Genomic DNA, 24,104 nt, shown 5'->3' on the forward strand with positions numbered 1-24,104 from the left:
CTCGTAGCGGGCTCGTCCTCCCCGGAGGCGTCGACCGCGAGCCGCATCGTACCGAGCCTGGTGAGCGCCAGCACCACAGTGAGAAGTGGGTGCTCCCGCCCTGCGGATCAGTCGAACGCGCACCACACTCATACCCTGTCTCGCCTGTGCCGCCCGGATCGGACCGCCTTGTCGCCCCGCGGCCAGAGCACCCAGATCACCAGCGCGGCGACGCTCAGCGTGAGTCCGCCCAGCACGAACGGGTTGCCCAGCCACACCACGAAGTACGCGAGCCCGGGAGCCGACCACAGCACGAGTCGCACCGTGCGCACCGTGTATGGCGCGGGATCGATCGCAGCGTTCGCGTCGCCTTTGAGCACCAGCTTGGTCGCACCGTCTGCTGCAGGATTCGTCTCCACCACACGGTGCGTGATCGGGAGCTGCCCTGGCCGGTCCACGGTGACGACGTCGCCGACGCGTGCCTCGGACGCCGGGATCTGCTTTACGACGGCAAGGGATCCAGTCGGGATGGTGGGCGTCATCGACCCGGTCTTGAACATGATGAGCGTGATGTGGAAAACGAGTGCTAGGACGACGAGCACGATGCAGATCGTTCCGAGTACCGCCGCGATATCGAGAAGCGCCGTGCGCAGAACCGGTTCGATTCGTGCCCAAGGCGTGCGAGAGCCGCGGACATGCTGCCCTTGCTCCGCGATCGAGCTCACCGCCGACCCCATTGGCGTTCGTTTAGCTCGACGTGGCGGTGAACTGCCACGTCGCCGTCGCGCTCTGTGCCTGGGTAAGGCTTGAGCCTGCCGTCACGGCAACGCACAGGTATTGCGGGCTTCCGGCAGTTCCGCTCGGGCTGCCCATGGTGAGGGGAAACGTCGGCGTCCCTGGCACGGTGCCGAGGGCCGTACTGGCCGGCACAAGCGCGGTGCCCGCGGTCACCGCGGCAGCATCACAGGTCATCGACGTGGTCTCGACGATGGTGTACGACAAACCCGTGAGGTTACCGGTAGTAGTGCCTTGCTGTAACGTCACGGTGCCGTTCGACGTCGTAGCGGCGGTCAACCGGACCGCGTATGGAGCATAGGTCGTCACATTCGGAGAAAGGTTCGTCGCGGCGACGTCGAACGTGAGACTGGCCGCACCTGTCGAAGCGTGATTGGAATACTGGCTGCCGTCGGTAGACCCCTCGATCGCGAACGTTCCCGCTGTGAACGTTCCGGTCGCGAAATCGGAGGAATTCCAGGCAGCGAGCGTGATCGCGGCACCGACGCCGAGAACGATGCCTCCGGCAAGGATCGCTCGGACGATTCCCTTGCGATTGCGTGTAACAGACACGACGTGCACCACTTTCAACCGATGCCTTACGAGAGGCTTCTCTGACTCTCGCGGCCGCCCGATACGGCCACGGTCAGTCAAGCAGAGCTATAGACAGACCTGTACCCCTCATTACGGTCGCATTTTTCTCGGCTGACCAGGCAAAAATGAGGTTCTGTCAACTACGTGGTCGGCCGAGAACATCCGGCTCCCCGCACCCCACGACGTCGGATTAATGCTCGGCCCGGTTTGAGACCCGCACCATCTCCTCGCGCGGGACGACCTTGATGCGCGCGCGACCCTGGGGTGCGCCGAGCGCCTGCTCGAACGCGTCGAGGTTGTGCCAGCCGTCGAGGTTCGTGAACTCGACGCCGCGCGAGCTGAGCAGTTCGACGATCGACTCCTCGGACGGGTCGACGGGCGTCCACCAGTTGCCGAGGTCGTTGATGAGGTGCGACACGGTCTCCATGGCATCCGACTTGGTGTGCCCGATGAGGCCGACCGGTCCACGCTTGATCCAGCCGGTGGCATAGACGCCGTAGAACTGGGTGTTGTCCTTCGCGTGCAGCACCTGGCCCTCGTGGTTCGGGATCACGCCGTGCCGCTTGTCGAACGGCACGCCGGGTAGCGGCGAGCCGAAGTATCCGACCGCGCGGTACGCCGCCTGCACCGGCACCTCGCGAAGCTCACCCGTGCCGACGACGCCCCCCTGACCGTCCGGTGCGGTGCGCTCGTACCGGATGGCCGACACGTGTCCGTTGCCGTCGTCGACGAGCGCGACCGGCCGGGCGTAGAAGTGCAGGTGCAGGCGCCTGGATGCCTGCCCCACCTCGCGCTGCCGCCACTGCTGCAGGACCCGGTCGATCACGAGCACCTGCTTGTTACCGGCGATCACCTCGCGGTCGTGGTCGTCGTAGTGGAAGTCCTCGTCGTACAGGATCATGTCGACGTCGCGCAGCTCGCCGAGTTCCCGCAGCTCCAGCGGCGTGAACTTCACCGAGGTGGGCCCGCGGCGCCCGAAGACGTGCACGTCGGTCACGGGGGATGCCTTCAGCCCGTCGTACACGTTGGCCGGGATCTCGGTGGGGAGCAGGTCGTCGGCGTGCTTCGCGAGGATGCGCGAGACATCCAGAGCCACGTTGCCGTTGCCGATCACGGCGACCGACTGGGCGTCCAAGGGCCAGGTGCGCGGGTAGTCCGGATGCCCGTCGTACCAGCTCACGAAGTCGGCAGCACCGAACGACCCCTCGAGCTCGATCCCCGGGATGTTCAGGTCCGCATCGCGCACCGCGCCGGTGGCGAAGATGACGGCGTTGTAGTGCTGCTTGAGGTCGTCGAGCGTGATGTCGGTGCCGAACCGCACGTTGCCGAAGATGCGGATGTCGCCGCGGTCCAAAACCTCCCGCAGCGCCGTGATGATGCCCTTGATGCGCGGATGGTCGGGAGCGACGCCGTAGCGCACCAGGCCGTACGGTGCCGGTAGCTGGTCGAACAGGTCGATCGACACGTCGAACTCGCGCTCCGCCTTCAGCAGGATGTCGGCGGCGTAGATTCCGGCCGGTCCCGCGCCGACGATCGCCAGGCGGAGTTTGGTCATGGAGGGTTCCCTTTCTGCCTTACGGAACTTGTCCGCGTGGAGGGCGCTGCTGGCGTGCATGGGACGCATCCGTTCCGGTGAGGGCGCGCGTGGCCCTAGCTGGACCGCTCGACGATCGTATCGGCGAAGCGGGTGAGCGCCCGTTTCACCGGGCCCTGTGGCAGCTGGGCGATCGCCTCGACCGCCTCCCGCGCCCAGCGGTGCGCCTCGTCGAGCGTCTCCTGTGTCACCGGATGTTCACGGAGGGCCGCGACCGCCTCGCCCACATCCTTCGTCTCGGGCGCGCCGAGCACCTCGGTGTCGAGACGTTCGAGCAGAGCGGATGCCGCGGCATCCGTCTGCGCCAGCGCCCGCAGCTTCAAGAGCGGCAACGTGGCGACCCCCGCTCGCAGGTCGGTTCCGGGCGTCTTGCCCGTCTCGTCACCCTTGCTGGAGAGGTCGATGACGTCGTCGATGAGTTGGAAGCCGACCCCGACCTTCTCGCCGAACGCCATGACCGGGGCGATGTACTCCTCGGACGCGCCGGAGAACATGACGCCCATCTGTGCGGCAGCGGCGATGAGTGAGCCGGTCTTGTCTGCCAGCACCTGGATGTAGTGCTCCACCGCATCGTCACCCTCGTTCGGGCCGATGGTCTCGTGCAACTGGCCGAGGCAGAGCCGCTCGAACGTGTCGGCCTGCAGCCGGATCGCACCCTCGCCGAGACTCGCCACGAGCTGGCTGGCACGGGCGAACAACAGGTCGCCGGTGAGCACGGCCACCGAGTTGCCCCACACGTGCTGGGCGCTGGGCACCCCGCGCCTCGTCTGCGCCTCGTCCATCACGTCGTCGTGGTAGAGCGACGCGAGGTGCGTGATCTCGACCGCCTGAGCGGCGATGATCACTTCGCGCGTGGCGCCCTCGCCGAGTTGTGCGGTGAGCAGCGTGAGCATCGGCCGCACGCGCTTGCCGCCGGCGTTCAGCAGGTAGCGGGCCGTGACGTCGGCGATCTCGTCCGCGTAGCGCACCTGCTCGCGCAGCCCCTGCTCGACGAGCTCCAGCCCGTCGTCGATGCGAGCGGCGAAGCGCTTGTCGGTGCCGGAGGCGAAGATGCGGTCGCTCAGCCCGAGCTGACTGGTCAGTGTGGTCCCGCGGCGCGCGAGCGGCAACGATGGCACTAGAGGTCACCCTTCGACTCGCCCACGAAGCCGCGGTGCAGCGCGACGATGCCGAACGTGAGGTTGCGGTACGCGACGCGCTCGAAGCCCGCGCGGCTGATCCGGTGCGCCAGCTCCTGCTGCGGGGGCCAGTCCCGGATCGATTCCATCAGGTAGGCGTACGCGACGGGATTGGATGACGCCAGCCGTGCGAACACGGGCATCCCATACTCGAGGTAGGCGTAGTACGCGCCCCGGATCACGGATGCCGGCGGCCGCGAGAACTCGCAGACGACGAGCCTGCCGCCCGGCTTCGTCACCCGGAAGAACTCGCGCAGCGCGGCATCCGGATCGACGATGTTCCGCAGCCCGAACGAGATGGTCACGGCGTCGAAGCTGTCGTCGTCGAACGGCAGTCCAGTGGCATCCGCCTGAACGAATTCGATGTTCGGGTTGCCTGCGTGGCGACGTTCTCCGACCGCGATCATGCCAGGCGAGAAGTCCGCAGCGACCACGCGCGCACCGGATCGGGCGAGTGCTGCACTGGATGTTCCGGTGCCGGCGGCGACGTCGAGCACGAGCTGTCCGGGTCGCGGATCGACGGCTCGCGTGGTGGCGATGCGCCACAGCGCATCGATGCCCACCGTCGACACGGTGTTCATGCGGTCGTAGCCGACCGAGACCTCATCGAACATCGCCGCGACGTCCGACGGCTGCTTGCTCAGGTCGGCCCTACTCACTCGGTCAAGCTTAGTTGTGCGGCGTTGCACCACTAACCGAGCCAGCGCAGCTGACTCGGCGCTGGCGTCGCGGCAAAGGCCCACCGGGCCTTTGCTCCTAGCTCCAGCGCCAAGGGCGCCGACGTACGCTAGAGCGGTGACCGCAATCGCGACCCGAGTAGAGGCGTTGACGGTCGAGACCACCCCACTCGACGACGTCAGACACATCATCCCCTTCACCGACTCGCATGCCCCGCTCGTGTGGCTGCGCAAGGGAGAGGGGATCGCCGGCGTCGGCGAGGCGCTGCGACTCGAGTTCCGCGGTCCCGACCGCATCGCGCAGGCGTCGGCGGCGTGGAAGCAGGTCGCGTCGCTCTCGTCGGTCAGCGATTCCGTGCAGATGCCCGGGACCGGCCTCGTCGCGTTCGGCACGTTCGCGTTCGACGACGACAGCACGGCGACCAGCGTGCTGGTGGTGCCCGAGGTGATCATCGGGCGACGGGATGGACGTTCCTGGATTACGCGCATCCGTCACTCCGACGAGCACGCGATGCCCGCGGCGCCTCATCCGCAGCCGTTCGGCGCCGAATACCGGCTCACCATGCTTCCTGGCGAATTGACCCGCGAGGCGTACAAGCGCGCGGTCGGCATCGCCGTCGAGCGCATCCACCGCGGCGACGTCGAGAAGGTCGTGCTCGCGCGCGACATCCGGGCGCACCTGCCGGTCGAGTCGGATGTGCGCCGCGCCCTCGTCGAGCTGGCGCTCGGCTACCCGCAATGCTGGACATATGCCGTCGACGGTATGCTCGGTTCGAGCCCCGAGACCCTGGTGCGGGTGCACCACGGCACGCTCGACGCCAGGGTGCTGGCCGGCACCAGCGGTCGCGGGCGCGACGCGGAATCGGACCACGACTCGGCCACCGGGCTGCTCGCCAGCGCGAAGGATGTGCAGGAGCACGCGGTCGCCGTGCGCAGCGTCACGCAGGCCCTGGCCCCGCACACTTCCACGCTCGAGACGAGCAGCGAGCCGTTCCCGCTGAAGCTCCCGAACCTCTGGCATCTCGCCACGGACGTCTCCGGCACGCTCAGCGACGGCTCCGGTGCGCTCGATCTCGTGGCGGCGTTGCATCCGACCGCCGCGGTAGCGGGAACACCGACCGATGCGGCGCTGCGACTCATCCGCGAGCTCGAGCCCTTCGATCGCGAACGTTACGCCGGGCCGGTCGGCTGGATCGGCGCGGACGGCGACGGCGAGTGGGCGATCGCGCTGCGTGGCGCGCAGGTCGCGCCGTCGGGCGACATCACCGCATATGCCGGTTGCGGCATCATGGCGGACTCGGTTCCGGAACGTGAGCTGGCCGAGACGAGCATGAAGTTCCGCCCCATCACGGAAGCGTTCCAGTAACTTCAGCGGGGCAGCGGAACCTCCACGATGCTTGTTCCCGTGGGTGGCGCCGACAGCGCCTGATCCAGTTCGCCGCGGGTCTGCACCAGTCGATAGCCCCAGCCGTATGCCTCGGCGAGCGCCGCCACGCTGACAGGCTGCGGGGTCGTGAGCACGCGCCGCATCGCGTCAGCGGGAGCGGTTGCGGCGACCTCGAGGGAGTCGAAGATGGTGCCGCCGCCGTCGTTGCCGACGACGACCTGCACGGTGGGGCGCCGCTCCCCATCGCCGAACAGCAGCGATCCGACATCGTGCAGCAGCGCCAGATCGCCGAGCAGCACCCGGGTCGCACCTGTCGCCTGCCCGCCGCTCGCCCGCTCGGCCGCTAGCGCGATGCCGAGCGCGGTCGCGATCGTGCCGTCGATTCCAGCCAGCCCGCGGTTGGCATGCACGCGGATCTTCTTGCCGGGCACGACGGCATCCAGATCGCGGATCAAGCGCGAAGCGCCGAGCATGAGCCGATCGTGCGGCCAGGTGAACCGCCACAGCGCCTCGACGAGCATCCGCCGGGTGACGGGTGCGCGCACCGCGGCCAGTTCCGTCTTGGCGAACGCGAGCCGTTGCTCCGGCGAGTGCGAACGGCCGGCTTCGACGTCAGGAGCGACGTGATCGGCGGATGCCTGAGCATCCTCCTCGAGCAGCGCGCGGCTCGCGAACACCCACCGCCCGACCCAGGCACGGGCATCCTCGTCGCTCGAGGCTGCCTCGGCGGATGCCGCAATGCGCGCCGATCGCGCCGGGTCGTACACCTCCTCGCCCACGGGTGCGACCACGACGACCTCCAGCTCGTCACGCTTCAGGATCGCCGGCACCTCGCGGCTGAGCGTCGGATGTCCGAACACGACAGCTCGCTGCACCCGCCCGCCGAACTCGGGGTCGCGCAGCAGGCGGCGGTAGGCCACGACGAGGTTCGGGCCGAAGCGGGACCCGCTCGACGCCTCTGCGATCAGGGGCCAGCCGCCGGCGCGTGCCAGCTCTTCGGCGGCGGGGCCAGCGGCGTTGCCTGCGATCACGATGGTGCGTGGACCCGTGGTCAGCGCGAGGTGCGGGCGGCCGAGGGCGGCGGGGTGGGGACGCGGGCCGCTGGGCGGCTCGACGCCCTCACCCTCACTGCGCAGCTCGGATGCGAAGGCAGAGAGGTCGGGCACGGCCACGGACAGCGGCTCTCGGAACGCGAGGTTCAGGTGCACCGGCCCGGTCTCATCCAGCGCCGCCGACCACGCCTGGCGCGTGAGGTGCGTGTAGGCATCCGTCTCGCCCGCGGCCCCGGTCGGTGCTCCCACGTCGAGCGCGCGACGCACGGCAGCGCCGTACATGCCGGCCTGCACCGTCGTCTGGTTCGAGCGGATGCCGCGCAGCTCGCTCGGGCGGTCCGCGGTGAGCACGAGCATGGGCAGATTGGAGTGATGAGCTTCGAGAACGGCGGGAAGCAGATTCGCCGTGGCCGTGCCGCTGGTGGTGACGATCGCTGCCGGATGCCCCGTCTCGGCGGCGATGCCCAGGGCGAGGAATCCGCCCACCCGCTCGTCGATGCGCACGTGCAGTTCGATCGCGCCCACGCGTTCCAGCTCGGCGGCGACCAGCGCTAGCGCCTGCGACCGCGAGCCCGGGCTGAGCACGATGTGCCTGAGCCCCTCGCGCACGAGCTGGGTCAGCAGGACGAGCGCGGCATCGGTGGCGGGATTGCCTGTGCGCGGCAGCGCCTCCTCCGCGACGCCCTCGGGCGCGAACGAAGTCATGCCCTGGGGCCGGGACCCGCGGCGATCCGCGGGCTCAGGCATCCCGGCGGCCGTCGGTGTCGCCGGACTTCTTCTTCGGCGTGTCGTCGAGGTCGGAGAGCTCCTGCTCCAGGCGGCGGATGCGTTCCTGCTGACGACGGTCGCGCTCCAGGTTCCTGAGGAACTCGGGGTCATCGTCGGGCGCGATCGTACGCACGCGCCCGGCGTTCCCGCGCCGCGGTCGGCCGACCGCGAACCACAGCACGCCGCCGATCACGGCGAACACGACGACGATCACAATCCATGCCGCCTTCGGCACTCCGCGCACACGCTCCCGCTCAGCCATCGCGCAATCCACGATCGAATAGATGTAGAACAACGCGGCGATGACTCCGACGACGAGCCATACGCGAATCATGTGGCCATGTTAACCCGCGCGCCTCGGGGGCGACCCTGAGAGGTCCCGCCGAGAAGGAGGGGGCACCGGCGGGCTCCCAGGGCGTTCACTGTGCGACGATCCCTACACTTGAACGGTGAAACACATTCCGGCATGGCTGACCTACACCGTGCTGCGGCTCCTGTTCGTCGCCGTTCCGCTGGCGGTGCTGCTTCTCCTGCTGCCGATCGACCTCTGGTACATCTCGGCGGTGGCCGCCGTCGTCATCGGCTTCTGCCTGTCGTACCTCCTTCTGCGTGGCCCTCGGCAGGCCGTCGCCGGGCAACTCGCCACCGTCGGAAAGCGGGATCGGCGCCTGGCGAAGCCCAGTGCCGATGACGAGGTCGAAGACGCCGCGGTCGACGCGGCCGAGGACGCTCCGCGCAATCGCGACTAAAGCAACTGCGCAAGGCGGTGGCTTGCGCGCCGCCGCTCGCGCAGCGCGCAAGCGTTGCACCTGCGCCGCCGCTGGCGCGGCGCGCAAGACTCACAGAGGTGACCAGGCGAGCGCCGCCGCGAGGAACGCCGCGTAGACGAGTGCGCTGATCGACGTGAGTTGAAGCGCGGTGATGAGTTCCCGCGGAGTGCGACCGAAGAGTGTGATGATCACTGCGGGCAGCGCGGCGATCAGCGTGAAGAAGCCCAGCCATCCGAGCGTGTACAAGATGCTGATCATCGCCAGGATGCCGAACGGCACCAGCACGAAGACCGCGTAGAGCACGCGCGACCACACCCGGCCGATCAGCACCGACAGGGTCCGCTTGCCGGCCTGCCTGTCCACGTCGATGTCGCGCAGATTGTTCACCACGAGCACCGCGCAGGCGAGTAAGCCGACCGCTACGGCACCCAACCACGCCACCTGCGACACGTTCAGCACCTGCACGAACATCGTGCCCGCGGTGGCCACGAGCCCGAAGAACACGAAGACGAACACCTCGCCGAGGCCGTAGTAGCCGTACGGATGCTTGCCACCGGTATAGAACCAGGCCGCCACGATCGCGGCAGCACCGACGATGAGCAACCACCACTGGTGCGAGGCGATCACGAGCAGCAGCCCGGCGACCGCGGCCAGTCCGAAGAACACCAGCGCGACGACGAGCACGGCGCGCGGGCTCGCCTTTCCTGACCCCGTGAGGCGGCTCGGGCCGACTCGGTAGGCATCCGTTCCGCGAACGCCGTCGGAGTAGTCGTTGGCGTAGTTGACGCCGATCTGCAGGCAGAGCGCGACGGCGAGGCAGAGCAGGGCGCGAACCCAGTGGAAGACGCCGGGATTGCTGGCATCCACGGCGGCTCCGGTGCCGACGAGTACGGGCGCGATCGCCAGCGGCAGCGTGCGGAGCCGTGCCCCGCCGACCCAGTCGCGGAACGTCGCCGGTGCTACCGCACCCCGCTTGCCGGCCGGATGCCCGCCCTTGCGCTTCGATTTCGGCTTGTTCCGCGCACTGCTACTCACAACGGGGAATCTTAATGGGAAGGCCTATGCACCTTCGATGCGGGAGGCGACGAGCTCGGCGATCCCGAGGCGGTCGGGCTTGCCCGAGGCGAGCAGCGGCATTCGTTCGAGCAGCACGAGGTGCGCCGGCGCGGCCGCGTGCCCGAGCTCGGACTGCACGAGCGCGCGCAACTCCACGAGTTCGGTCTGCGGATGCCCCGCCACGGCGACCGCGGGCACCTGACCCCACTCCGTACTTGCCGCGGCGACCACCACGGCCTCCTCGAATCCGATGCGGCGGCGCACGACGCGCTCGACGGCATCCAGCGAGACCTTCTCGCCGCCGGAGATGATCACGTTGTCCGCCCGGCCCGTCACAGTGAGCCTTCCGTCTGCGTCGACAGCTCCGAGGTCGCCTGTGCGATACCAGCGGATGCCGTCCGCGGCATGGAACGCGGCATCCGTACGCTCCCGATCGATCGCGCCCGTGTCGTCAAGGTAGCCCTCGGCGAGTACGGGTCCGCTCAGCTCGACGCGGCCATCCACCGCGCGGGCGCGCACGGTGCCGATCGGGACGCCGTCGTACACGCATCCGCCGCCGGTCTCGCTCGAGCCGTACGTGCGCACGATGTGCAGCCCGGCGTCCAGGGCGCGGCGCCGCAGCTCCGGCTGCAGCGCCTGGCCGCCGATGAGGAGCGCGTCGAAGCGGCGCAGCGTGGTGAGCATGGCGTGGTCGCCACGGGAGGCGGCATCTGTCGCGGCGTCCAGCAGCCGGGCCAGCTGCACCGGAACGAGCGATGAGAAGCGCTGGTCGGAGTCCAGCCGGCCGGCCGCAGCGCAGAAGGCGACCGGGTCGAAGTGGCCGGGGGGAAGGATGACCGGCTCTGTTCCGGCCGCGATCGAGCGCACCAGCACGTTGACGCCGGCGATGTAGTGCGCGGGCAGTGCCAGCACCCAGCGTGCGACGCCCGGCTCCTGACCTCCGATCGCACCCGCGGATGCGCCGGCGCTGGCCAGCAAGGCATCCGCACTGAGCGCCACGCGCTTCGGCGCACCGGTCGACCCGGATGTCTCGACGACGAGAGCGACGTTGCGGGGGACGCAACCCGGACTGGCGGCGACGCCGGCATCCGCGGCGGTCCCGCTCGCGTGCTGCCGCGGAAGCACGGCCGGACCATCTCCGGTCAGAGCGTCGCGCAAGGCGAGGTGCACAGCCTGCGGGTCGCCGGCATCGATGACGATCAGCGGGCGACTCACGCCTCCACGCTACCCGCGTGAACTGCCGGCACGGAGCCTCAGAACTGCCAGGGGAACGGCGACCAGTCGGGATCGCGCTTCTGCAGGAAGGCGTCGCGCCCCTCAACCGCCTCGTCCGTGCCGTAGGCGAGCCGCGTCGCCTCGCCGGCGAAGACCTGCTGCCCGACGAGTCCGTCGTCGACGGCGTTGAACGCGAACTTGAGCATGCGGATGCTCGTCGGCGACTTGCCGAGAACGACCCGCGCCCACTCGATGGCCGTGCTCTCGAGCTCCGCATGCGGCACGACTGCGTTGACGGCTCCCATCTCATACGCACGCTGCGCCGAATACTCCTGGGCGAGGAAGAACACCTCACGCGCGAGCTTCTGCCCGATCTGCCTGGCGTAGTAGGCGCTGCCGTAGCCGGCGTCGAAGGAGCCGACGTCGGCATCCGTCTGCTTGAACCGTCCGTGCTCGGCGCTTGCGATCGTGAGGTCGCACACCGCGTGCAGCGAATGCCCGCCGCCCGCCGCCCAGCCGGGCACGACGGCGATGACCACCTTGGGCATGAACCGGATAAGCCGCTGCACCTCGAGGATGTGCAGGCGTCCCACCGCCCCGTGACTTCCCGCGTTCCCCGCCGCTCCGTCGACGACCGCCGTCTCGGAATCGCTGTACTTGTACCCGTCGCGGCCGCGTATGCGCTGGTCGCCACCCGAGCAGAACGCCCAGCCGCCGTCTTTCGGGCTCGGGCCGTTGCCGGTCAGCAGCACCACACCCACCCGGGGGTTCTGCCGTGCGTCGTCCAGAGCCGTGTAGAGCTCGTCCACGGTATGTGGACGAAACGCATTGCGCACTTCAGGCCGGTCGAAGGCGATGCGCGCGATTCGCCCGTCGTTCGAGAGGTGGTAAGTGATATCGGTGAAGTGCTCGCCGACGGATGCCTGCACCCACTCCCCCGCGTCGAACAGCTCCGAGATCTCTTGGCTCATTCCTCCAGCCTAGGGACGCGCGGGTTCTGCTGACCCCTTGCCCAGCCACTCCTTGGCCGCGACGACGAGCGCCTGAACGCCTGTCTCGAGCGTCGGGTGGATGAGCGGGGCGAAGTGCGGTGAATGATTCGAGGGCACGTCGGCATCCGTCGTCCCGTTCGCCGGCGCCGTCGCGAAGAGCCGGGGGTCCAGGCCGCCGAGCAGCCAGTACACGATCGGCGCGTCGGCGGCAGTCGCGAGCGCGCCGACATCCTCGCTCCCCGTCACTGCCCCAGGGTCCAGCACGCGCCCGGCTCCGAGTACGTCGCGGAACGCGGCCATGGTGCGTGCAGTCGCCTCCTCGTCGTTGTGCAGCACGGGGAAGGATTCGGTGACGGCGACATCGGGTTTGCGCTTGGCACCCGATGCCGCAGCCTCCGCCTCCGCGATGCGTGTCACCGCTGCGACCACCCGGTCGCGCACCTCGGTGTCGTACGTGCGGATGTTGATGCCGAGCGTCGCATCGGGCGGGATGATGTTCGACTTCGTGCCGGCGTGCATCGTGCCGACCGTGACGACCGCGGTCTCTCCGCCTGCGATCTCCCGCGAGACGATGGTCTGGAGCCGCATCACGGTGGCCGCCGCCATCACGACCGGGTCGACGGTCGCCTCGGGCCGCGAGCCGTGGCCGCCCTCGCCGTGCAGGGTGACGAACAGGCCGTCGGTCGCGGCGAACGCGGGGCCGGCGTGCGCACCGACCATCCCCGCAGGTGCAGGCGCGACGTGCTGGCCGAGCACGATGTCGGGCTTAGGCACACGGTCGTACAGACCGTCCCCGATCATCTCGAGCGCGCCGGATCCGTGCTCCTCGGCGGGCTGGAAGAGGAAGACGACCGTGCCGCGCCACTCCGGCCGCGAACCGACGAGCGCCTCGGCGGCGCCGAGCAGGCACGTGACGTGCACGTCGTGGCCGCACGCGTGCATCACGGCGACATCGTTGCCGTCGGGGTCGACGCCACGCTCGGTGCTCGCATAGTCCAGCCCGGTCTCCTCGGCGACCGGGAGTGCATCCATGTCTGCACGCAGCAGCACCACAGGTCCATCGCCGTTCTGCAGCACGCCGACGACCCCGGTACGGCCGACACCCTCGATGACCTCGATGCCGAGACCGCGAAGTCCGTCGGCAGCGATCTTCGCGGTCCGGTGCTCCTGGTACGACAACTCAGGATGCCTGTGGAGGTCCTTGTATGTCTCTTCGAGATCTATCGCCATCGAAAGTCCTCTCGTCTTCGGCGCCGACGTCGCGGCGATGCCGCACGGAGCAAGTCTGCACCGGGAAACCGGTGCCGACGAAGAGGCGTCCCTCCCCAGCTGTTGTGCCTCGGCTCTTGTCCACACCGATTCCGTTCGGCGATGTCCAGCTCCAGGACAGGCGATACCGTCGCTGGCAGATCAGGGAATTCACGCAGAGAATGGAGGCATGTTCGTGTCGATCGATGCCTTGGCGACGGTGATCAGCTTCGCCGGCCTCTTGGTCGCGCTCGCGGGCGGATTCGGCTGGATGATCAGGCGAATGGACGCGATGTCCCAGCGGCTCGACGACAGGATCGATCAGCAAGGCCGGCTTCTCAACGACAAGATCGACGAACAAGGCCGACTTCTCAACGACAAGATCGACGAACAAGGCCGACTCCTCGCCGACAAGATCGACGAAGTGGACCATCGGCTCGGAGACAAGATCGACGGTGTCAGAACCGATCTCGGCGACAAGATCGAAGCGATGGGCCGCGAGATCACGGAGGTCAAGATCGCGGTGGCGCGGCTCGAGGGCCCGCGACCGCACCTCATCTCACCCCGCTGACACACTGACGTGCTTGCCTGCGCGCTGACACACTGGTGAGCATGGCAGACCATCACTCGCTGTTGCCCGCCGCCGATCTTCCACCGCTGGACGACGTGCTGGCGGATGCCCGGGTCGTCGCGCTTCCGATGGTCACGCGGTTCCGCGGCATCACCGTGCGCGAGGCGCTTCTCACGCGGGGACCACGCGGCTGGACCGAGTTCTCGCCGTTCGCGGAGTACGGCGACGAGGAGGCGGCCGCGTGGCTGGCCGCGGCGATCGACTTCGGCTGGGGCGAAGACGCAGAACCGGTGCGCGACTCCGTGCGCGTCAACGCCACCGTGCCCGCCGTGGCCGCGGATGACGTGGCATCCGTGCTCGCCCGATTTCCGGGGTGTCGCACCGCCAAGGTGAAGGTCGCCGAGCCGGGGCAACGGCTCGCGGACGACGTCGCACGCGTCGCGGCAGTTCGTGAGTCGCTGGGTGCGGAAGGCCGCATCCGGGTCGACGCGAACGGCCTGTGGAACGTGGACGAGGCCGAGCACGCCATCCACGCGTTCGCGCCGTACGACCTCGAGTACGTCGAGCAGCCGTGTGCGAGCGTCGAGGAACTCGCCGAGGTGCGGCGTCGCGTCAAGTACATGGGCATCCCGATCGCAGCGGACGAGAGCGTGCGCAAGGCGTCCGACCCGCTCGCCGTGGCGCGGGCGGGAGCGGCGGATGTGCTGATCGTGAAGGCGCAGCCGCTCGGCGGCATCCGGGCGGCGCAGGAGATCATCCGCCTCGCCGGGCTTCCCGTCGTGGTGTCGAGCGCGATCGACACCTCGGTGGGGCTCGCCATGGGAGCGATGCTTGCGGCATCCGTTCCGCACCTGGATTACGACTGCGGCCTCGGCACGGCGGCGCTTCTGAAAGCGGACGTCACGCCCGAGCCGCTCTCACCGGTCGCCGGCGCGATCCCGGTGCGCCGGGTGGCAGCTGATGAGGCGCTGCTCGAGGAGCATTCTGCGGATGCCGACAGGCGCGACTGGTGGTTCACCCGCGTCGAGCGCTGCTACTCCCGACTGAAGGCGAGAGCGTCGTAGAGCGGTCCTTAAGACAGGCCGCTGTACGAGTGCAGGCCGTGGAAGAACACGTTCACCACACCGAAGTTGAACATCACGGCGCTGAAGCCGATGATGGCCAGCCACGACGACCGCGTACCGCGCCAGCCGCGTGTCGCCCTCGCGTGAATGTAGCCGGCGTAGATGACCCAGACGATGAACGTCCAGACCTCTTTGGTGTCCCAGGTCCAGTACGCTCCCCAGGCCTTCTCGGCCCAGATCGCACCGGCGATCAAGGTGAACGTCCAGCAGATGAAGCCGACGATCGTCACGCGGTAGGCCAGGTTCTCCAGCGTCCCCGAGCCGGGTAGCGTGCCCAGGAAGCGCAGGTTCGTCGGCATCTCCTGTTGCACCCGGTGCTCGCGTCGCACCTGCAACAGCTGCGCCACTGAGAGACCGAAGCTGAGCGCGAAGAACGACGTGCCGAGCATCGCGACCAGGATGTGGATGACCAGCCAGTACGACTGAAGGGCCGGCGGAAGCGGTACGACGGGCACGTAGTACACGGTCGTGGCGAGCATGAGCACCAGGCAGACGAAGCCGAGCACGAACGTGCCGAGATAGCGCAGGTCCGACCAGAGGTTCACGACGAGGAAGATGCCCACGATGATCAGCGTCGCCGTCATCGAGAACTCCCACATGTTCGCCCACGGCACGCGCCCGGCGGCGAGACCCCGCAGCACGTCGGCGCACAGGTGAAGCGCCCAGGCGATGATGGTGACGACCATCGCCACGCGAAGGCTCGTCGACTTCACTCGCCCGTGATGGGTGTCGTCCTCGAGTCGTGAGGTCAGCCGCGCGACCGGTCCCGTGCCGCCCCCACCGCCTCCAGTGCTCGTCGCAACGGGCGCGACAGCGGTCGCAACGGCCGTCGCCTGCCCGGCGGCGGCCACGCCTGAACCCGACGCAACGTCGCTCTGCGCTCCCCCGGCCTCGACGAACACGAGGTCTTCTGCTGGGGCGGCGCGACGGGATGCCGCGCTGCGAACTGCGCCGGGAATGGTGGCACGCGCGCTCCGTCTCGCCAGGTCGAGCGCGAACGCGATGAACGCGACGACATAGAGGCCCATGGCCACATGGATGAAGATCTGTGAGAACGTATCGAGCACGATGTGATGAATCCTACGTCTGTTGGCGGCTCGCCCGGACAGTGGAACGGCCGGTCAACTGGGCGACGTGACGATCGGCGAGAGAAGCGACGGCGTCGTCGAGCCGGGGGTCCTCACCCCTGGCCAGGCCCGCGTACTCGAGCCGGAGCGAGCCGTCCTCGAGCGTGATGGCCTTCATCCAGAGCCTGCGGCGCGGCACGAAGAGCGAGGTGAGGAGCCCGCCGAGCACGAGAGCGGCGAACAGCAGCACCCAGCCCTCGGTCGGGTCGTGATGGATGTCGAGACTGACGAACCGCTTGACGCCGTCGAACGTCAGCGTGCCGAGTCCGTTCGGCAGCGACACGGTCTGACCCGGCGTGAGCTGGAGACCCTTGGTCGCCGCCCCCGGGCCCGCGATCTCCTTCAGCTTGTCGATGTCGAGGGCGTACACCGACACCGGGACGCCCTTGTCGAGTCCGAGGTTCCCCTGGTACACGGACAGGTCGAGCATGGGCTTGCGCACATCCGGGAAGCTCGACGTGTATGCACCGCTCGGCAGCTTCTCGGCCGTCGGATAGAACAGTCCGATCATGCCGAGCTGCTGCTTCAGGCCGTCGGGCACCTTGACGACGCCCTGCGACGTCATGTTCGCCGATTGCTCAGGGAACGGGACGACGTCGTGGAACACGGCCTTGCCGCTCGGGTCGCGCACGGTGATCTCGGGAGCGTAGCCGTTGCCGAGCAGGTAGACATCCGTTCCGCCGATGCCCAGCGGCTCGTTCACCTTGATGGTGCGCTTGGTGGTCTTGCCGTTCTCGGTCGCCTCGACGTGGGCGGTGTAGTCCAGCGGTGCGCCCAGTGCGTTCTTGTTCGTGGTGTCGTACTTCACGTCGAGTCCGGTGACCTTCAGCGAATACGGCGCCATCGTTCCCGTGTTCAGGAACCGGCCGGGGTTGAACGAGTCGTAGTTGACGAGCGTGTTCACGAAGCTCTGGCCATCGACGACAACGCGCTGCCCGGTGTAGCCGAAACCGCCGCCCACACCGACCGCGAGGAGGATGCCCACCAGCGCCGCGTGGAAGACGATGTTCCCGGTCTCGCGCAGGTATCCGCGCTCGGCCGATACCGACGCATCCCTAGCCGTCTCCAGCACGACCGTGCGGTAGCCGGATGCCTTGAGCAGCTTCTGCGCGGACGTCACCGCCGCCTGCCGTGCGGTCGCGGCATCCGCGGCCGTGCCGTCGGAGGCGGTCCCCTTCAGTACCCGCACCCGGAACCCGGCCATGCGCTGCAGGCGTACGGGGGTGCGAGGCGGCTTGGCCCTGAGCGCTTCAACGTGATGCTTGATGCGCGGAACGACGCAGCCGACCAGGGAGACGAACAGCAGCAGGTAGATGGCCGAGAACCACACCGAGGTGTACGTGTCGAACACCTGCAGTTTGTCCAGGATCGGGTAGAGCGTCGGGTGGTTCTGCTGCCACTGCACGACGCCGTTCGGGTCGGACGAGTGCTGCGGCACGAGCGATCCGGGCACGGCGGCCACCGCAAGCAGCAACAGGAGGAACAGCGCCGTTCGCATGCTGGTGAGCTGACGCCAGGTCCAGCGCAGCCAGCCGACGAAGCCGAGCTTGGGCTGGTTCAGGGCGCCGGCATCCGCATCGTCGGTGTCGACGTGTCCGTCTGGGCGGCTGTCGCGACGGGCCTGCCGCTGGTCGGCGACGGCCTGGTCGCTGTCGCCGGCTGTCTCGGGTGCGCCTACCGGGGCATCCAGAGTCTCTGTTCCGCCGTTCGCTGAACCGTCAGAGTGCTGTTCCAAAGCTCGGGATCACCCCCGTCAGCGCGATGATCCACTGGTTCCAGACGCCGGAGACCATGAGGATGCCGATGGCGATGAGCACCGCACCGCCCACGATGTTGATCACGCGGATGCGCCTGCGCAGGAAGGAGACGGCGCCGGATGCCCAGCCCAGGCCGAGTGCGATCAGCACGAACGGCACGCCGAGGCCGAGCGCATAGAACAGTGCGAGCACGGCCCCCTGCCACGCGGACCCGCTGGAGTAGCTCATCGTCGTGATCGCCGCCAGCGTCGGACCCGTGCACGGGCTCCATCCGATCGCGAAGATGACGCCGAGCAGCGGGGCGCCGGCAAGCCCCGTGAGAGGGCGCCACTGCGGCTTGAACGTGCGCTGAAGGAACGTGAACTGGCCGACGAACACGAGGCCGAGCACGATCAGGATCAGGCCGGCGATGCGGGTGATGAGGTCGCGCCACTGGATCATCCAGAAGCCCAGTGCCCCGAAGACGAACCCGGTCAGCACGAAGACGGCGGCGAACCCGAGCACGAAAAGCGCGACGCCGAGCACGAGACGGCGCTGGGCCGGGCGCTCCGCTGTGCGGGTGGCCGCCGGAGCGGTACCGGCTGGCGAAGTGGCGGCCGATCCGCCGGCCGGTGCGCCGCTCATAGCGCCTGCAACGGCCGCCGCCGCAGTGGTCTGCCCCGTGAACCCGCCGATGTAGGCGAGGTATCCGGGAACGAGCGGCAGGATGCACGGCGACGCGAACGAGATCAATCCGGCCAGGAGCGCCACGGGCACGGTCAGCAACAGCGGTGCCGACAGTACGAAGTTCTCGACGCCGCCCATCACTGGCCCTGAAGCGCGGAGTCGATCAGGGTGGTGAGCGTGGACGGCTGTGCCGCGATGTCGCCGGCGATGCGCGAGGCGATGCGGCCTTGCTTGTCGATCACGAACGTGGTGGGAGTGGCGTTGGGGCGCATCGATCCGCTGAACGCGAGCTGCACCGCTCCGCCGTCCACGTCGAGGATCGAGGGGTAGTCCACCTTGAACTCCGAGTCGAAGGCCTTCGCGGTCGCCGCACCGTCACGCGTGTTCACCCCGATGAACTTCACGCCCTTCGGCTGATACTTCTCGGCGATCTTCGTGAGGTCGGATGCCTCGGCGCGGCAGGGCGGGCATCCTGCGTACCAGAAATTCACGACGAGCACGTCGCCGCGGGCGGACTTCGAGGAGAACGTCGTGCCGTCTTCGGTGGTGCCCGAGAAGTTGATCGGGTCGTTGCGGTCGGCGGGCTTCAGCTCGGTGACGCCGCTGCCGGCGATGTAGTTCTTGTCTTCGCCCGACGTGTACTGCTTCGCCAGTTCGTCGTTGCTGCAGCCGGCCAGCAGCGCGCCGACGGCGAGCGCTGCGGTCACCGCGGCGAGCGCACGACGGCGCCCGCCCTTCTTGATGGCGTCTCTCACACGGCCCCCACATCGGTGGAGTCGACGGCGAGGGTTGAGGCCGGGTCGGAGTATCCGACCTCGACCAACCGGCCGTCGCGGCGTTCGAAGCTGGTGATGCTGGAGAGCGAGCAGCGGCGCTCACGCGGATCGTGCAGGAATCGTTCGCCTGCCACCGAGAGGTGTGCGACCCAGATCGGAAGTTGATGGCCGACCAGCACCACGTCGGAACCGGCCGAGTCCGCGCTGTGAGCGGCGGCCTCCGCACTGTCGAATGCGTCGTGGATCGCCGCGAGCATCCGCTCCTCGATCGAGCGGTACGCCTCTCCCCAGCTGGGACGGAGCGGGTTGACCATCCACGGCCAGTTGACCGGGTTGCGCAGCGCGCGCGACATCACGGTCCCTTCGAACCGGTTCGTGCCCTCGATGAGGCGAGCATCCGTCTCGGTGGTGAGCCCGTACGCCTGCGCGATCGGAGCGGCCGACTCCTGCGTGCGCTGCAGAGGGGATGCGATCACGGCGACGATCGGACGGTCACGGGCCACGAGGTCGTCGGCGGCCGCCTGCGCCATCTCGCGACCGAGTTCGGAGAGGTGGAAGCCGGACATCCTGCCATAGAGGATGCCCTCGGGATTGTGCACCTCGCCGTGTCGCACGAGATGCACCTGGGAAGCCGCCACCCTGCCAGTGTACGGACGCGGCGGTGGTGAATTCGCTGAGCGCTCCCACCGTCGGCCGTGTTGTGCTCTCAGAACCTCACTGTGATGAAGCGCGGGCGGTTGTTGTTCGCGTCGGCCAGGATGTCGTTGCCGTTCTGCGCGTTCACGTTGTACGACAAGACCAGCTCGCCAGGACCGCTGATCTGCGGGTGGGCCGCGACGTTGTAGGTGTAGATGCCCGGCGTATTCGACTCCGGCGCGGTGTAGACCGCCGTCCGCGGCGAGAACGGGCCCACCGGGGTAGGGGCAGTCGCAACATAGATCTGGTGGTCGAGGAAAACGGCCGACGCAGTGGCCGAAAGCACGAAGCGGCCGTCGACCGCCGAGACGCTGTAGGAGGCTCCGAGGTCTTGGACGATTGCGGCGGAGTCGCTCTCGTGCACAGACCACCCGGAGCCCGTGTAGAACTGCCAGCCCTGCTCGAGCAGGTGGCCGACCCTGGCCCGCGCCACGTGCATCGCATTGTCGAGTTCGCCGTAGATATAGATGTACCCGCCCGAACGAAGGAGCTCGTTGCCCCAGTTCACACCGCCCGGCTGTCCATAGGTGCGGGTGATCTTCTCTACCGAGAAGTCCGGCGCGTACGTCACGATGTCGGATCCGAGCCAGCCGAAGTTCCATGGCGGCGTGCCGTCCGTCTGCCCGATTCGGCCCTGGAAGACGTGCAGCCGACCGGCGTCGAAGATCCCGGCGGCGTTCCAGTACCACGGGTCGCCGTTCACGGCGTCGGGCGGGGCGGCTATCGACACCGGTGCGTCATGCGTGCCGCCCGTGATCGTGTCCCTGGGGTAGCCATCCGTCCCGCCGAGCAGGATCGAGCCGTGGATGAATCCGGGGGCGGTCATGCTCTCGTCTGCATTGACGGGCCCCAGGAAGGTGTCGTTCATCAGCCAGACGATCTGGCGGCCCGGTAGTTCGGCGGTGTAAGTCCCGTCGGAGGCCGCCCAACCCCGGTGGTTCGACCACCCGCCGCCCGAATCACCGAAGCGGCGGAACGCCTCCGTCAGGCGCACATCCGGGCTGGCGATCGGCGTCGGCGCGGCCGTTGCCCCCCTCCTGGACGCTGCGGAGGCGGGGGCGGGAACCGCAGCAACGCCGGCGATGGTCGCGGCGCCGAGTACGAGCGCAGATCCGAAGGTCCTACGGCTGAAGTCGGTCATGTGGAACTTCTCCTCACTTGCCGCGGGACCGCCGTCGACGGTGAACGTGGCACGGTCGATTCTGGCGGTCGGGAAGCGAGATGTCAACGATGACATTCGGATCGCTGGCATATCGCGGCGCTGCGGCTCACGCGCTCGATCGCCCACATCGCGGCACCGCCACTCACGGGCTCAATCGGCTCGGCCGGGCGAGCGGGCTCGCCCGGCCGAGCCTCAATCGCCCATAGACTCTCTGGGTGACTTCCCGCGTACTCGTCAAGAACCTGGCCGCCCGTGACGACGGCGCCGTGACCGTCTCCGGATGGGTCGAGACGGTGCGCGACCAGAAGAAGGTGCAGTTCGTCATCCTCCGTGACGAGTCGGGTGACGTGCAGCTGGTGCACCCACGAACCCCGGCGCCTGCGGCCGAGGTGGTGGAGGCATCCGGTGACGTTCCTGTCGGGCTGAGCGTGACGGATGACGTCGCCGAGACGATCTCGTCGCTCACGCTCGGCTCGTTCGTGACCGTGACCGGCCAGCTGAAGCACGACGAGCGCGTGAAGCTCGGGGGCATCGAGGTGAAGATCGACACGCTCACGGTCGAGACCTACGCGCATCCGGAGATGCCGATCGCATCGGACTCCAGCCTGGACAAGCGGCTCGACTGGCGATTCATCGACCTGCGCCAGCCGAAGAACAACCTGATCTTCCGCGTCCAGACCACCCTCGAGCACGCCTGGCGCACCTGGTGGATCGATAACGGCTTCATCGAGGTGCACACGCCGACGTTCATGGCCACGCCCGCCGAGTCGCGTGCCGAGCTGTTCCAGCTCGAGTACTTCGACCTCGGCACCGGGTACCTGGCGCAGAGTCCGCAGCACTTCAAGCAGATGGCGCAGGCCGCCGGATTCGGCAAGGTGTTCGCCATTACTCCGGTTTTCCGCGCCGACCCGTCGTTCACGTCACGGCACGCCACGGAGTTCACGACCGTCGACGCCGAAATGAGCTGGATCGACTCGCACGACGACGTGATGGCGATGCAGGAGCAGTTGCTCGTCGCGGGCCTTACCGCGGTGAAGGAGAAGCACGGCGACGAGATCCGGGAGGCGTTCGGCGTCGAGGTCGAGGTGCCGTCGGTTCCGTTCCCGCGCATCCCGCTCGCCGAGGCGCTGGAGATCGTGAAGGAGCGCGGCTACACGGTGCCGCGCGCCGACGGCGACATGGACCCCGAGGGCGAGCGCCAGATCTCGGCGTACGTCAAGGAGAAGTACGGACACGACTTCGTGTTCCTCACCGACTATCCGCTGAGCATCCGGCCGTTCTACCACATGGTCGATGAGACGACAGGGCTCACGAAGAGCTACGACCTCATCTACAACGGCGTCGAGATCACCACCGGTGCCCAGCGCGAGCACCGCATCGACGTGCTCGAGGCTCAGGCAGTGCAGAAGGGACTCGACCTGGAAGGACTCGAGTCCTACCTCGACTTCTTCCGCTATGGCATCCCGCCGCACGGCGGATTCGGCATGGGCCTCGCGCGCTTGCTCATGCTGCTGCTCGGCGAGCAGTCGATCCGCGAAACCACGTACCTGTTCCGTGGCCCAACGCGGCTCACGCCCTAGCGCTCACCAGGGCGGCTAGAACACGACGTCGGCCCCGGCGCGGCCGACCGTGTTCGCCCGCACGAAGGCGACCACCTCTTGGTGCACAGGGTGATGGATGTACTGCTGCAGGGCATCCTCGTCGTCGAACTCCGAGACCAGCACGACGTCGAAGTTGTCGGCGGCGCCCGCGTTGTTCAGCCCTACCTCGAATCGCCTGATCACGTCGATCTGCGGCGGGAGCGATTCGAGCCGGTCGCGGAACTCCGCCTTCACCCGCTCGCGCTCCTCATCGGAGTTGCCGGCCACCTTCCACGTCACCACGTGCCGAAGCGGCATGGTCCGCCCTTCTGTGTTGTCTTATTCGTATCGGTATGCGTCAGGCGAGTCGCTCGGTCAGGGCGGCGGTCAGCCGCTCCTTGTCCACCCGCCAGTACGTGTGCTGCCTGCCGTCGATGAGCACAACGGGGATCTCGTCGGCATAGCGGTCGAACAGCTCGGGCTCGTCGAGAATGTTCCGCTCCTCGAGCACGATGTGCGAGGCATCCGGCAGCGCCTGCGTCACGTCCCGGATCGCCTCCCGTGCGTCGTCGCACAGGTGGCACCCCGGCTTGCCGATGAGGGTGAGCTGGATGTTCGGCACGGTAGCGATCTTAAGCTCCGGCGCGCAGCAAAAAAGCGCCGGGGCAGGCCGGCGCTTTCTGCAGTGCGCTACTTCTTGTTGCGACGCTGGTGGCGAGTCTTGCGAAGCAGCTTGCGGTGCTTCTTCTTCGCCATGCGCTTGCGGCGCTTCTTGATAACGGAACCCACAAAGACCTCACATAAGTTCATCGGGATGCTGCGCGGCGTACGGCAACGGTCGCCAAGTCTACCATCCGGCGGGAGCAGGCCGAGATTACGGCGCTTCGGCTCAGCGCTTGCGCTTCGGGCGCACCCGATCGACCACCGTCGAGACGCGGTGGCTGGTGTCGGCGAGCACCTTGCCCATCTGCTCCGCGAAGTCCTTGGTCTCGTCTTTCAGCCCGGCCACCACGGCGCTCACGTCGATGTCGGCGATGTCGAACTCGCCGCTGACGAACGGCATCAGCCAGTCCTCGATCTCCTCGAGAGGCTGCACGTCGATGCGGTAGTAGCGGTGCTGACCCTCCTCACGCACCGTCACGAGCCCCGCTTCGCGAAGCACCTTCAGATGCTTCGACACCGTCGGCTGGCTCAGTTCCAGACCGCCCACGATCTGGGAGACGCTGATCTCGCCACTGTCCGAGTTCTCGGATGCCTCGAGTAGCACGCGCAGGATGTCGCGCCGTGTGGCATCCGCGACGATGTCAAAGATGTCCGGCATCCACCCAGGCTACTGGCCCGATGCCTGCCACACCATGCCA

The 24,104-nt window shown here is 68.1% G+C and carries 26 protein-coding genes; 5 read left to right on the forward strand and 21 right to left on the reverse strand.

Features of this window, described 5'->3' with window-relative positions:
- Positions 1–128 precede the first annotated feature (128 nt).
- From ACYVII_RS16700 to ACYVII_RS16720, 5 genes are all read right to left on the reverse strand, one after another.
- On the reverse strand, positions 129–704 hold the full coding sequence (locus ACYVII_RS16700; protein WP_460537182.1) for a signal peptidase I: 576 nt from the start codon (positions 702–704) through the stop codon (positions 129–131).
- A 22-nt stretch (positions 705–726) separates the two neighbouring features.
- Positions 727–1,326 carry a SipW-dependent-type signal peptide-containing protein gene (locus tag ACYVII_RS16705; protein WP_460537184.1) on the reverse strand — a complete coding sequence of 200 codons (600 nt, stop codon included), beginning with the start codon at positions 1,324–1,326 and terminating at the stop codon, positions 727–729.
- Between the two features lie 211 nt (positions 1,327–1,537).
- Complete coding sequence (locus ACYVII_RS16710; protein ID WP_460537186.1) at positions 1,538–2,902, reverse strand: FAD-dependent oxidoreductase; 1,365 nt, start codon at positions 2,900–2,902, stop codon at positions 1,538–1,540.
- A gap of 95 nt (positions 2,903–2,997) precedes the next feature.
- Positions 2,998–4,059 carry a polyprenyl synthetase family protein gene (locus ACYVII_RS16715; protein ID WP_460537188.1) on the reverse strand — a complete coding sequence of 354 codons (1,062 nt, stop codon included), beginning with the start codon at positions 4,057–4,059 and terminating at the stop codon, positions 2,998–3,000.
- Positions 4,059–4,778 carry a class I SAM-dependent methyltransferase gene (locus tag ACYVII_RS16720; protein WP_460537190.1) on the reverse strand — a complete coding sequence of 240 codons (720 nt, stop codon included), beginning with the start codon at positions 4,776–4,778 and terminating at the stop codon, positions 4,059–4,061. Before ACYVII_RS16720 ends, ACYVII_RS16715 begins: the two co-directional genes overlap by 1 nt.
- A 136-nt stretch (positions 4,779–4,914) precedes the next feature.
- Here ACYVII_RS16720 and ACYVII_RS16725 point away from each other — a divergent pair, with 136 nt between their 5' ends.
- Complete coding sequence (locus ACYVII_RS16725; RefSeq protein WP_460537192.1) at positions 4,915–6,162, forward strand: isochorismate synthase; 1,248 nt, start codon at positions 4,915–4,917, stop codon at positions 6,160–6,162.
- Between the two features lie 2 nt (positions 6,163–6,164).
- Here the strand turns inward: ACYVII_RS16725 and menD are convergent, their stop codons facing one another.
- Positions 6,165–7,940: a 2-succinyl-5-enolpyruvyl-6-hydroxy-3-cyclohexene-1-carboxylic-acid synthase gene (gene menD / locus ACYVII_RS16730; RefSeq protein WP_460537296.1), complete on the reverse strand. Its 1,776-nt coding sequence runs from the start codon at positions 7,938–7,940 to the stop codon at positions 6,165–6,167.
- A gap of 34 nt (positions 7,941–7,974) precedes the next feature.
- Positions 7,975–8,337 carry a PLDc N-terminal domain-containing protein gene (locus ACYVII_RS16735; protein WP_460537194.1) on the reverse strand — a complete coding sequence of 121 codons (363 nt, stop codon included), beginning with the start codon at positions 8,335–8,337 and terminating at the stop codon, positions 7,975–7,977.
- A gap of 115 nt (positions 8,338–8,452) precedes the next feature.
- On the opposite strand from ACYVII_RS16735, the gene ACYVII_RS16740 reads away from it, so the two are divergent.
- A complete protein-coding gene (locus tag ACYVII_RS16740; RefSeq protein ID WP_460537196.1) occupies positions 8,453–8,752 on the forward strand; it encodes a DUF4229 domain-containing protein in 300 nt (99 codons plus the stop codon).
- A gap of 90 nt (positions 8,753–8,842) precedes the next feature.
- Here the strand turns inward: ACYVII_RS16740 and ACYVII_RS16745 are convergent, their stop codons facing one another.
- Genes ACYVII_RS16745 through ACYVII_RS16760 form a run of 4 tightly spaced genes read right to left on the reverse strand, consistent with a single transcriptional unit; the run spans position 8,843 to position 13,266 of the window.
- Complete coding sequence (locus ACYVII_RS16745; RefSeq protein ID WP_460537198.1) at positions 8,843–9,808, reverse strand: prenyltransferase; 966 nt, start codon at positions 9,806–9,808, stop codon at positions 8,843–8,845.
- Positions 9,809–9,832: 24 nt separating this feature from the next.
- Complete coding sequence (locus ACYVII_RS16750) at positions 9,833–11,044, reverse strand: AMP-binding protein (protein ID WP_460537200.1); 1,212 nt, start codon at positions 11,042–11,044, stop codon at positions 9,833–9,835.
- A 38-nt stretch (positions 11,045–11,082) separates the two neighbouring features.
- Positions 11,083–12,015, reverse strand: coding sequence for a 1,4-dihydroxy-2-naphthoyl-CoA synthase (locus tag ACYVII_RS16755; RefSeq protein WP_460537202.1), 933 nt, complete (start codon positions 12,013–12,015; stop codon positions 11,083–11,085).
- A gap of 9 nt (positions 12,016–12,024) precedes the next feature.
- Positions 12,025–13,266, reverse strand: coding sequence for a zinc-binding metallopeptidase family protein (locus ACYVII_RS16760; protein WP_460537204.1), 1,242 nt, complete (start codon positions 13,264–13,266; stop codon positions 12,025–12,027).
- Positions 13,267–13,474: 208 nt separating this feature from the next.
- Here ACYVII_RS16760 and ACYVII_RS16765 point away from each other — a divergent pair, with 208 nt between their 5' ends.
- A complete protein-coding gene (locus tag ACYVII_RS16765) occupies positions 13,475–13,855 on the forward strand; it encodes a hypothetical protein (protein ID WP_460537206.1) in 381 nt (126 codons plus the stop codon).
- Between the two features lie 41 nt (positions 13,856–13,896).
- Positions 13,897–14,919, forward strand: a complete 1,023-nt coding sequence (locus ACYVII_RS16770; RefSeq protein WP_460537208.1) for an o-succinylbenzoate synthase — start codon at positions 13,897–13,899, stop codon at positions 14,917–14,919.
- Between the two features lie 8 nt (positions 14,920–14,927).
- On the opposite strand, the gene ccsB is transcribed toward ACYVII_RS16770, so the two are convergent.
- The 6 genes from ccsB to ACYVII_RS16800 all read right to left on the reverse strand — a co-directional run bounded on the left by ccsB (position 14,928) and on the right by ACYVII_RS16800 (position 21,229).
- The gene (gene ccsB, locus ACYVII_RS16775; protein ID WP_460537298.1) at positions 14,928–16,007 is read right to left on the reverse strand and encodes a c-type cytochrome biogenesis protein CcsB; all 1,080 of its coding nucleotides are present in this window, start codon (positions 16,005–16,007) and stop codon (positions 14,928–14,930) included.
- Between the two features lie 52 nt (positions 16,008–16,059).
- The gene (resB, locus tag ACYVII_RS16780; protein WP_460537300.1) at positions 16,060–17,667 is read right to left on the reverse strand and encodes a cytochrome c biogenesis protein ResB; all 1,608 of its coding nucleotides are present in this window, start codon (positions 17,665–17,667) and stop codon (positions 16,060–16,062) included.
- 157 nt (positions 17,668–17,824) lie between these two features.
- Entirely contained in the window at positions 17,825–18,667 is an 843-nt protein-coding gene (locus ACYVII_RS16785; RefSeq protein ID WP_460537210.1) for a cytochrome c biogenesis CcdA family protein, read from the reverse strand.
- Positions 18,667–19,284: a TlpA family protein disulfide reductase gene (locus ACYVII_RS16790; protein WP_460537212.1), complete on the reverse strand. Its 618-nt coding sequence runs from the start codon at positions 19,282–19,284 to the stop codon at positions 18,667–18,669. The genes ACYVII_RS16785 and ACYVII_RS16790 overlap by 1 nt, the downstream gene beginning before the upstream one ends.
- Positions 19,281–19,943 (reverse strand): histidine phosphatase family protein, encoded by a 663-nt coding sequence (locus ACYVII_RS16795; RefSeq protein ID WP_460537214.1) that lies wholly within the window; start codon positions 19,941–19,943, stop codon positions 19,281–19,283. The genes ACYVII_RS16790 and ACYVII_RS16795 overlap by 4 nt, the downstream gene beginning before the upstream one ends.
- Positions 19,944–20,011: 68 nt before the next feature.
- The gene (locus ACYVII_RS16800) at positions 20,012–21,229 is read right to left on the reverse strand and encodes a hypothetical protein (protein ID WP_460537216.1); all 1,218 of its coding nucleotides are present in this window, start codon (positions 21,227–21,229) and stop codon (positions 20,012–20,014) included.
- A 149-nt stretch (positions 21,230–21,378) separates the two neighbouring features.
- On the opposite strand from ACYVII_RS16800, the gene aspS reads away from it, so the two are divergent.
- On the forward strand, positions 21,379–22,743 hold the full coding sequence (gene aspS, locus ACYVII_RS16805) for an aspartate--tRNA ligase (RefSeq protein WP_460537217.1): 1,365 nt from the start codon (positions 21,379–21,381) through the stop codon (positions 22,741–22,743).
- A 15-nt stretch (positions 22,744–22,758) separates the two neighbouring features.
- Here aspS and ACYVII_RS16810 read toward each other — a convergent pair whose 3' ends face one another.
- The 4 genes from ACYVII_RS16810 to ACYVII_RS16825 form a co-directional block, all read right to left on the reverse strand.
- On the reverse strand, positions 22,759–23,061 hold the full coding sequence (locus tag ACYVII_RS16810; RefSeq protein ID WP_460537219.1) for a Dabb family protein: 303 nt from the start codon (positions 23,059–23,061) through the stop codon (positions 22,759–22,761).
- A 40-nt stretch (positions 23,062–23,101) separates the two neighbouring features.
- Positions 23,102–23,365 (reverse strand): glutaredoxin family protein, encoded by a 264-nt coding sequence (locus ACYVII_RS16815; RefSeq protein WP_460537221.1) that lies wholly within the window; start codon positions 23,363–23,365, stop codon positions 23,102–23,104.
- A gap of 68 nt (positions 23,366–23,433) precedes the next feature.
- Positions 23,434–23,532, reverse strand: a complete 99-nt coding sequence (locus ACYVII_RS16820; RefSeq protein ID WP_003792170.1) for a 30S ribosomal protein bS22 — start codon at positions 23,530–23,532, stop codon at positions 23,434–23,436.
- 100 nt (positions 23,533–23,632) lie between these two features.
- Positions 23,633–24,064: an ArsR/SmtB family transcription factor gene (locus ACYVII_RS16825; protein ID WP_460537224.1), complete on the reverse strand. Its 432-nt coding sequence runs from the start codon at positions 24,062–24,064 to the stop codon at positions 23,633–23,635.
- Between the last annotated feature and the right edge of the window lie 40 nt (positions 24,065–24,104).

This window comes from Humibacter ginsengiterrae (assembly GCF_054780115.1).

What these genes read in the sequence shown, in the direction of transcription:
- ACYVII_RS16710 (WP_460537186.1), bottom strand. Translation starts at nt 2,902, where the DNA reads ATGACCAAACTCCGCCTGGCGATCGTCGGCGCGGGACCGGCCGGAATC.
- ACYVII_RS16770 (WP_460537208.1), top strand. Translation starts at nt 13,897, where the DNA reads ATGGCAGACCATCACTCGCTGTTGCCCGCCGCCGATCTTCCACCGCTG.
- ACYVII_RS16810 (WP_460537219.1), bottom strand. Translation starts at nt 23,061, where the DNA reads ATGCCGCTTCGGCACGTGGTGACGTGGAAGGTGGCCGGCAACTCCGAT.
- menD (WP_460537296.1), bottom strand. Translation starts at nt 7,940, where the DNA reads ATGACTTCGTTCGCGCCCGAGGGCGTCGCGGAGGAGGCGCTGCCGCGC.
- ACYVII_RS16785 (WP_460537210.1), bottom strand. Translation starts at nt 18,667, where the DNA reads ATGGGCGGCGTCGAGAACTTCGTACTGTCGGCACCGCTGTTGCTGACC.
- ACYVII_RS16765 (WP_460537206.1), top strand. Translation starts at nt 13,475, where the DNA reads ATGTTCGTGTCGATCGATGCCTTGGCGACGGTGATCAGCTTCGCCGGC.
- ACYVII_RS16755 (WP_460537202.1), bottom strand. Translation starts at nt 12,015, where the DNA reads ATGAGCCAAGAGATCTCGGAGCTGTTCGACGCGGGGGAGTGGGTGCAG.
- ccsB (WP_460537298.1), bottom strand. Translation starts at nt 16,007, where the DNA reads ATGGGCCTCTATGTCGTCGCGTTCATCGCGTTCGCGCTCGACCTGGCG.
- ACYVII_RS16735 (WP_460537194.1), bottom strand. Translation starts at nt 8,337, where the DNA reads ATGATTCGCGTATGGCTCGTCGTCGGAGTCATCGCCGCGTTGTTCTAC.
- ACYVII_RS16760 (WP_460537204.1), bottom strand. Translation starts at nt 13,266, where the DNA reads ATGGCGATAGATCTCGAAGAGACATACAAGGACCTCCACAGGCATCCT.
- ACYVII_RS16825 (WP_460537224.1), bottom strand. Translation starts at nt 24,064, where the DNA reads ATGCCGGACATCTTTGACATCGTCGCGGATGCCACACGGCGCGACATC.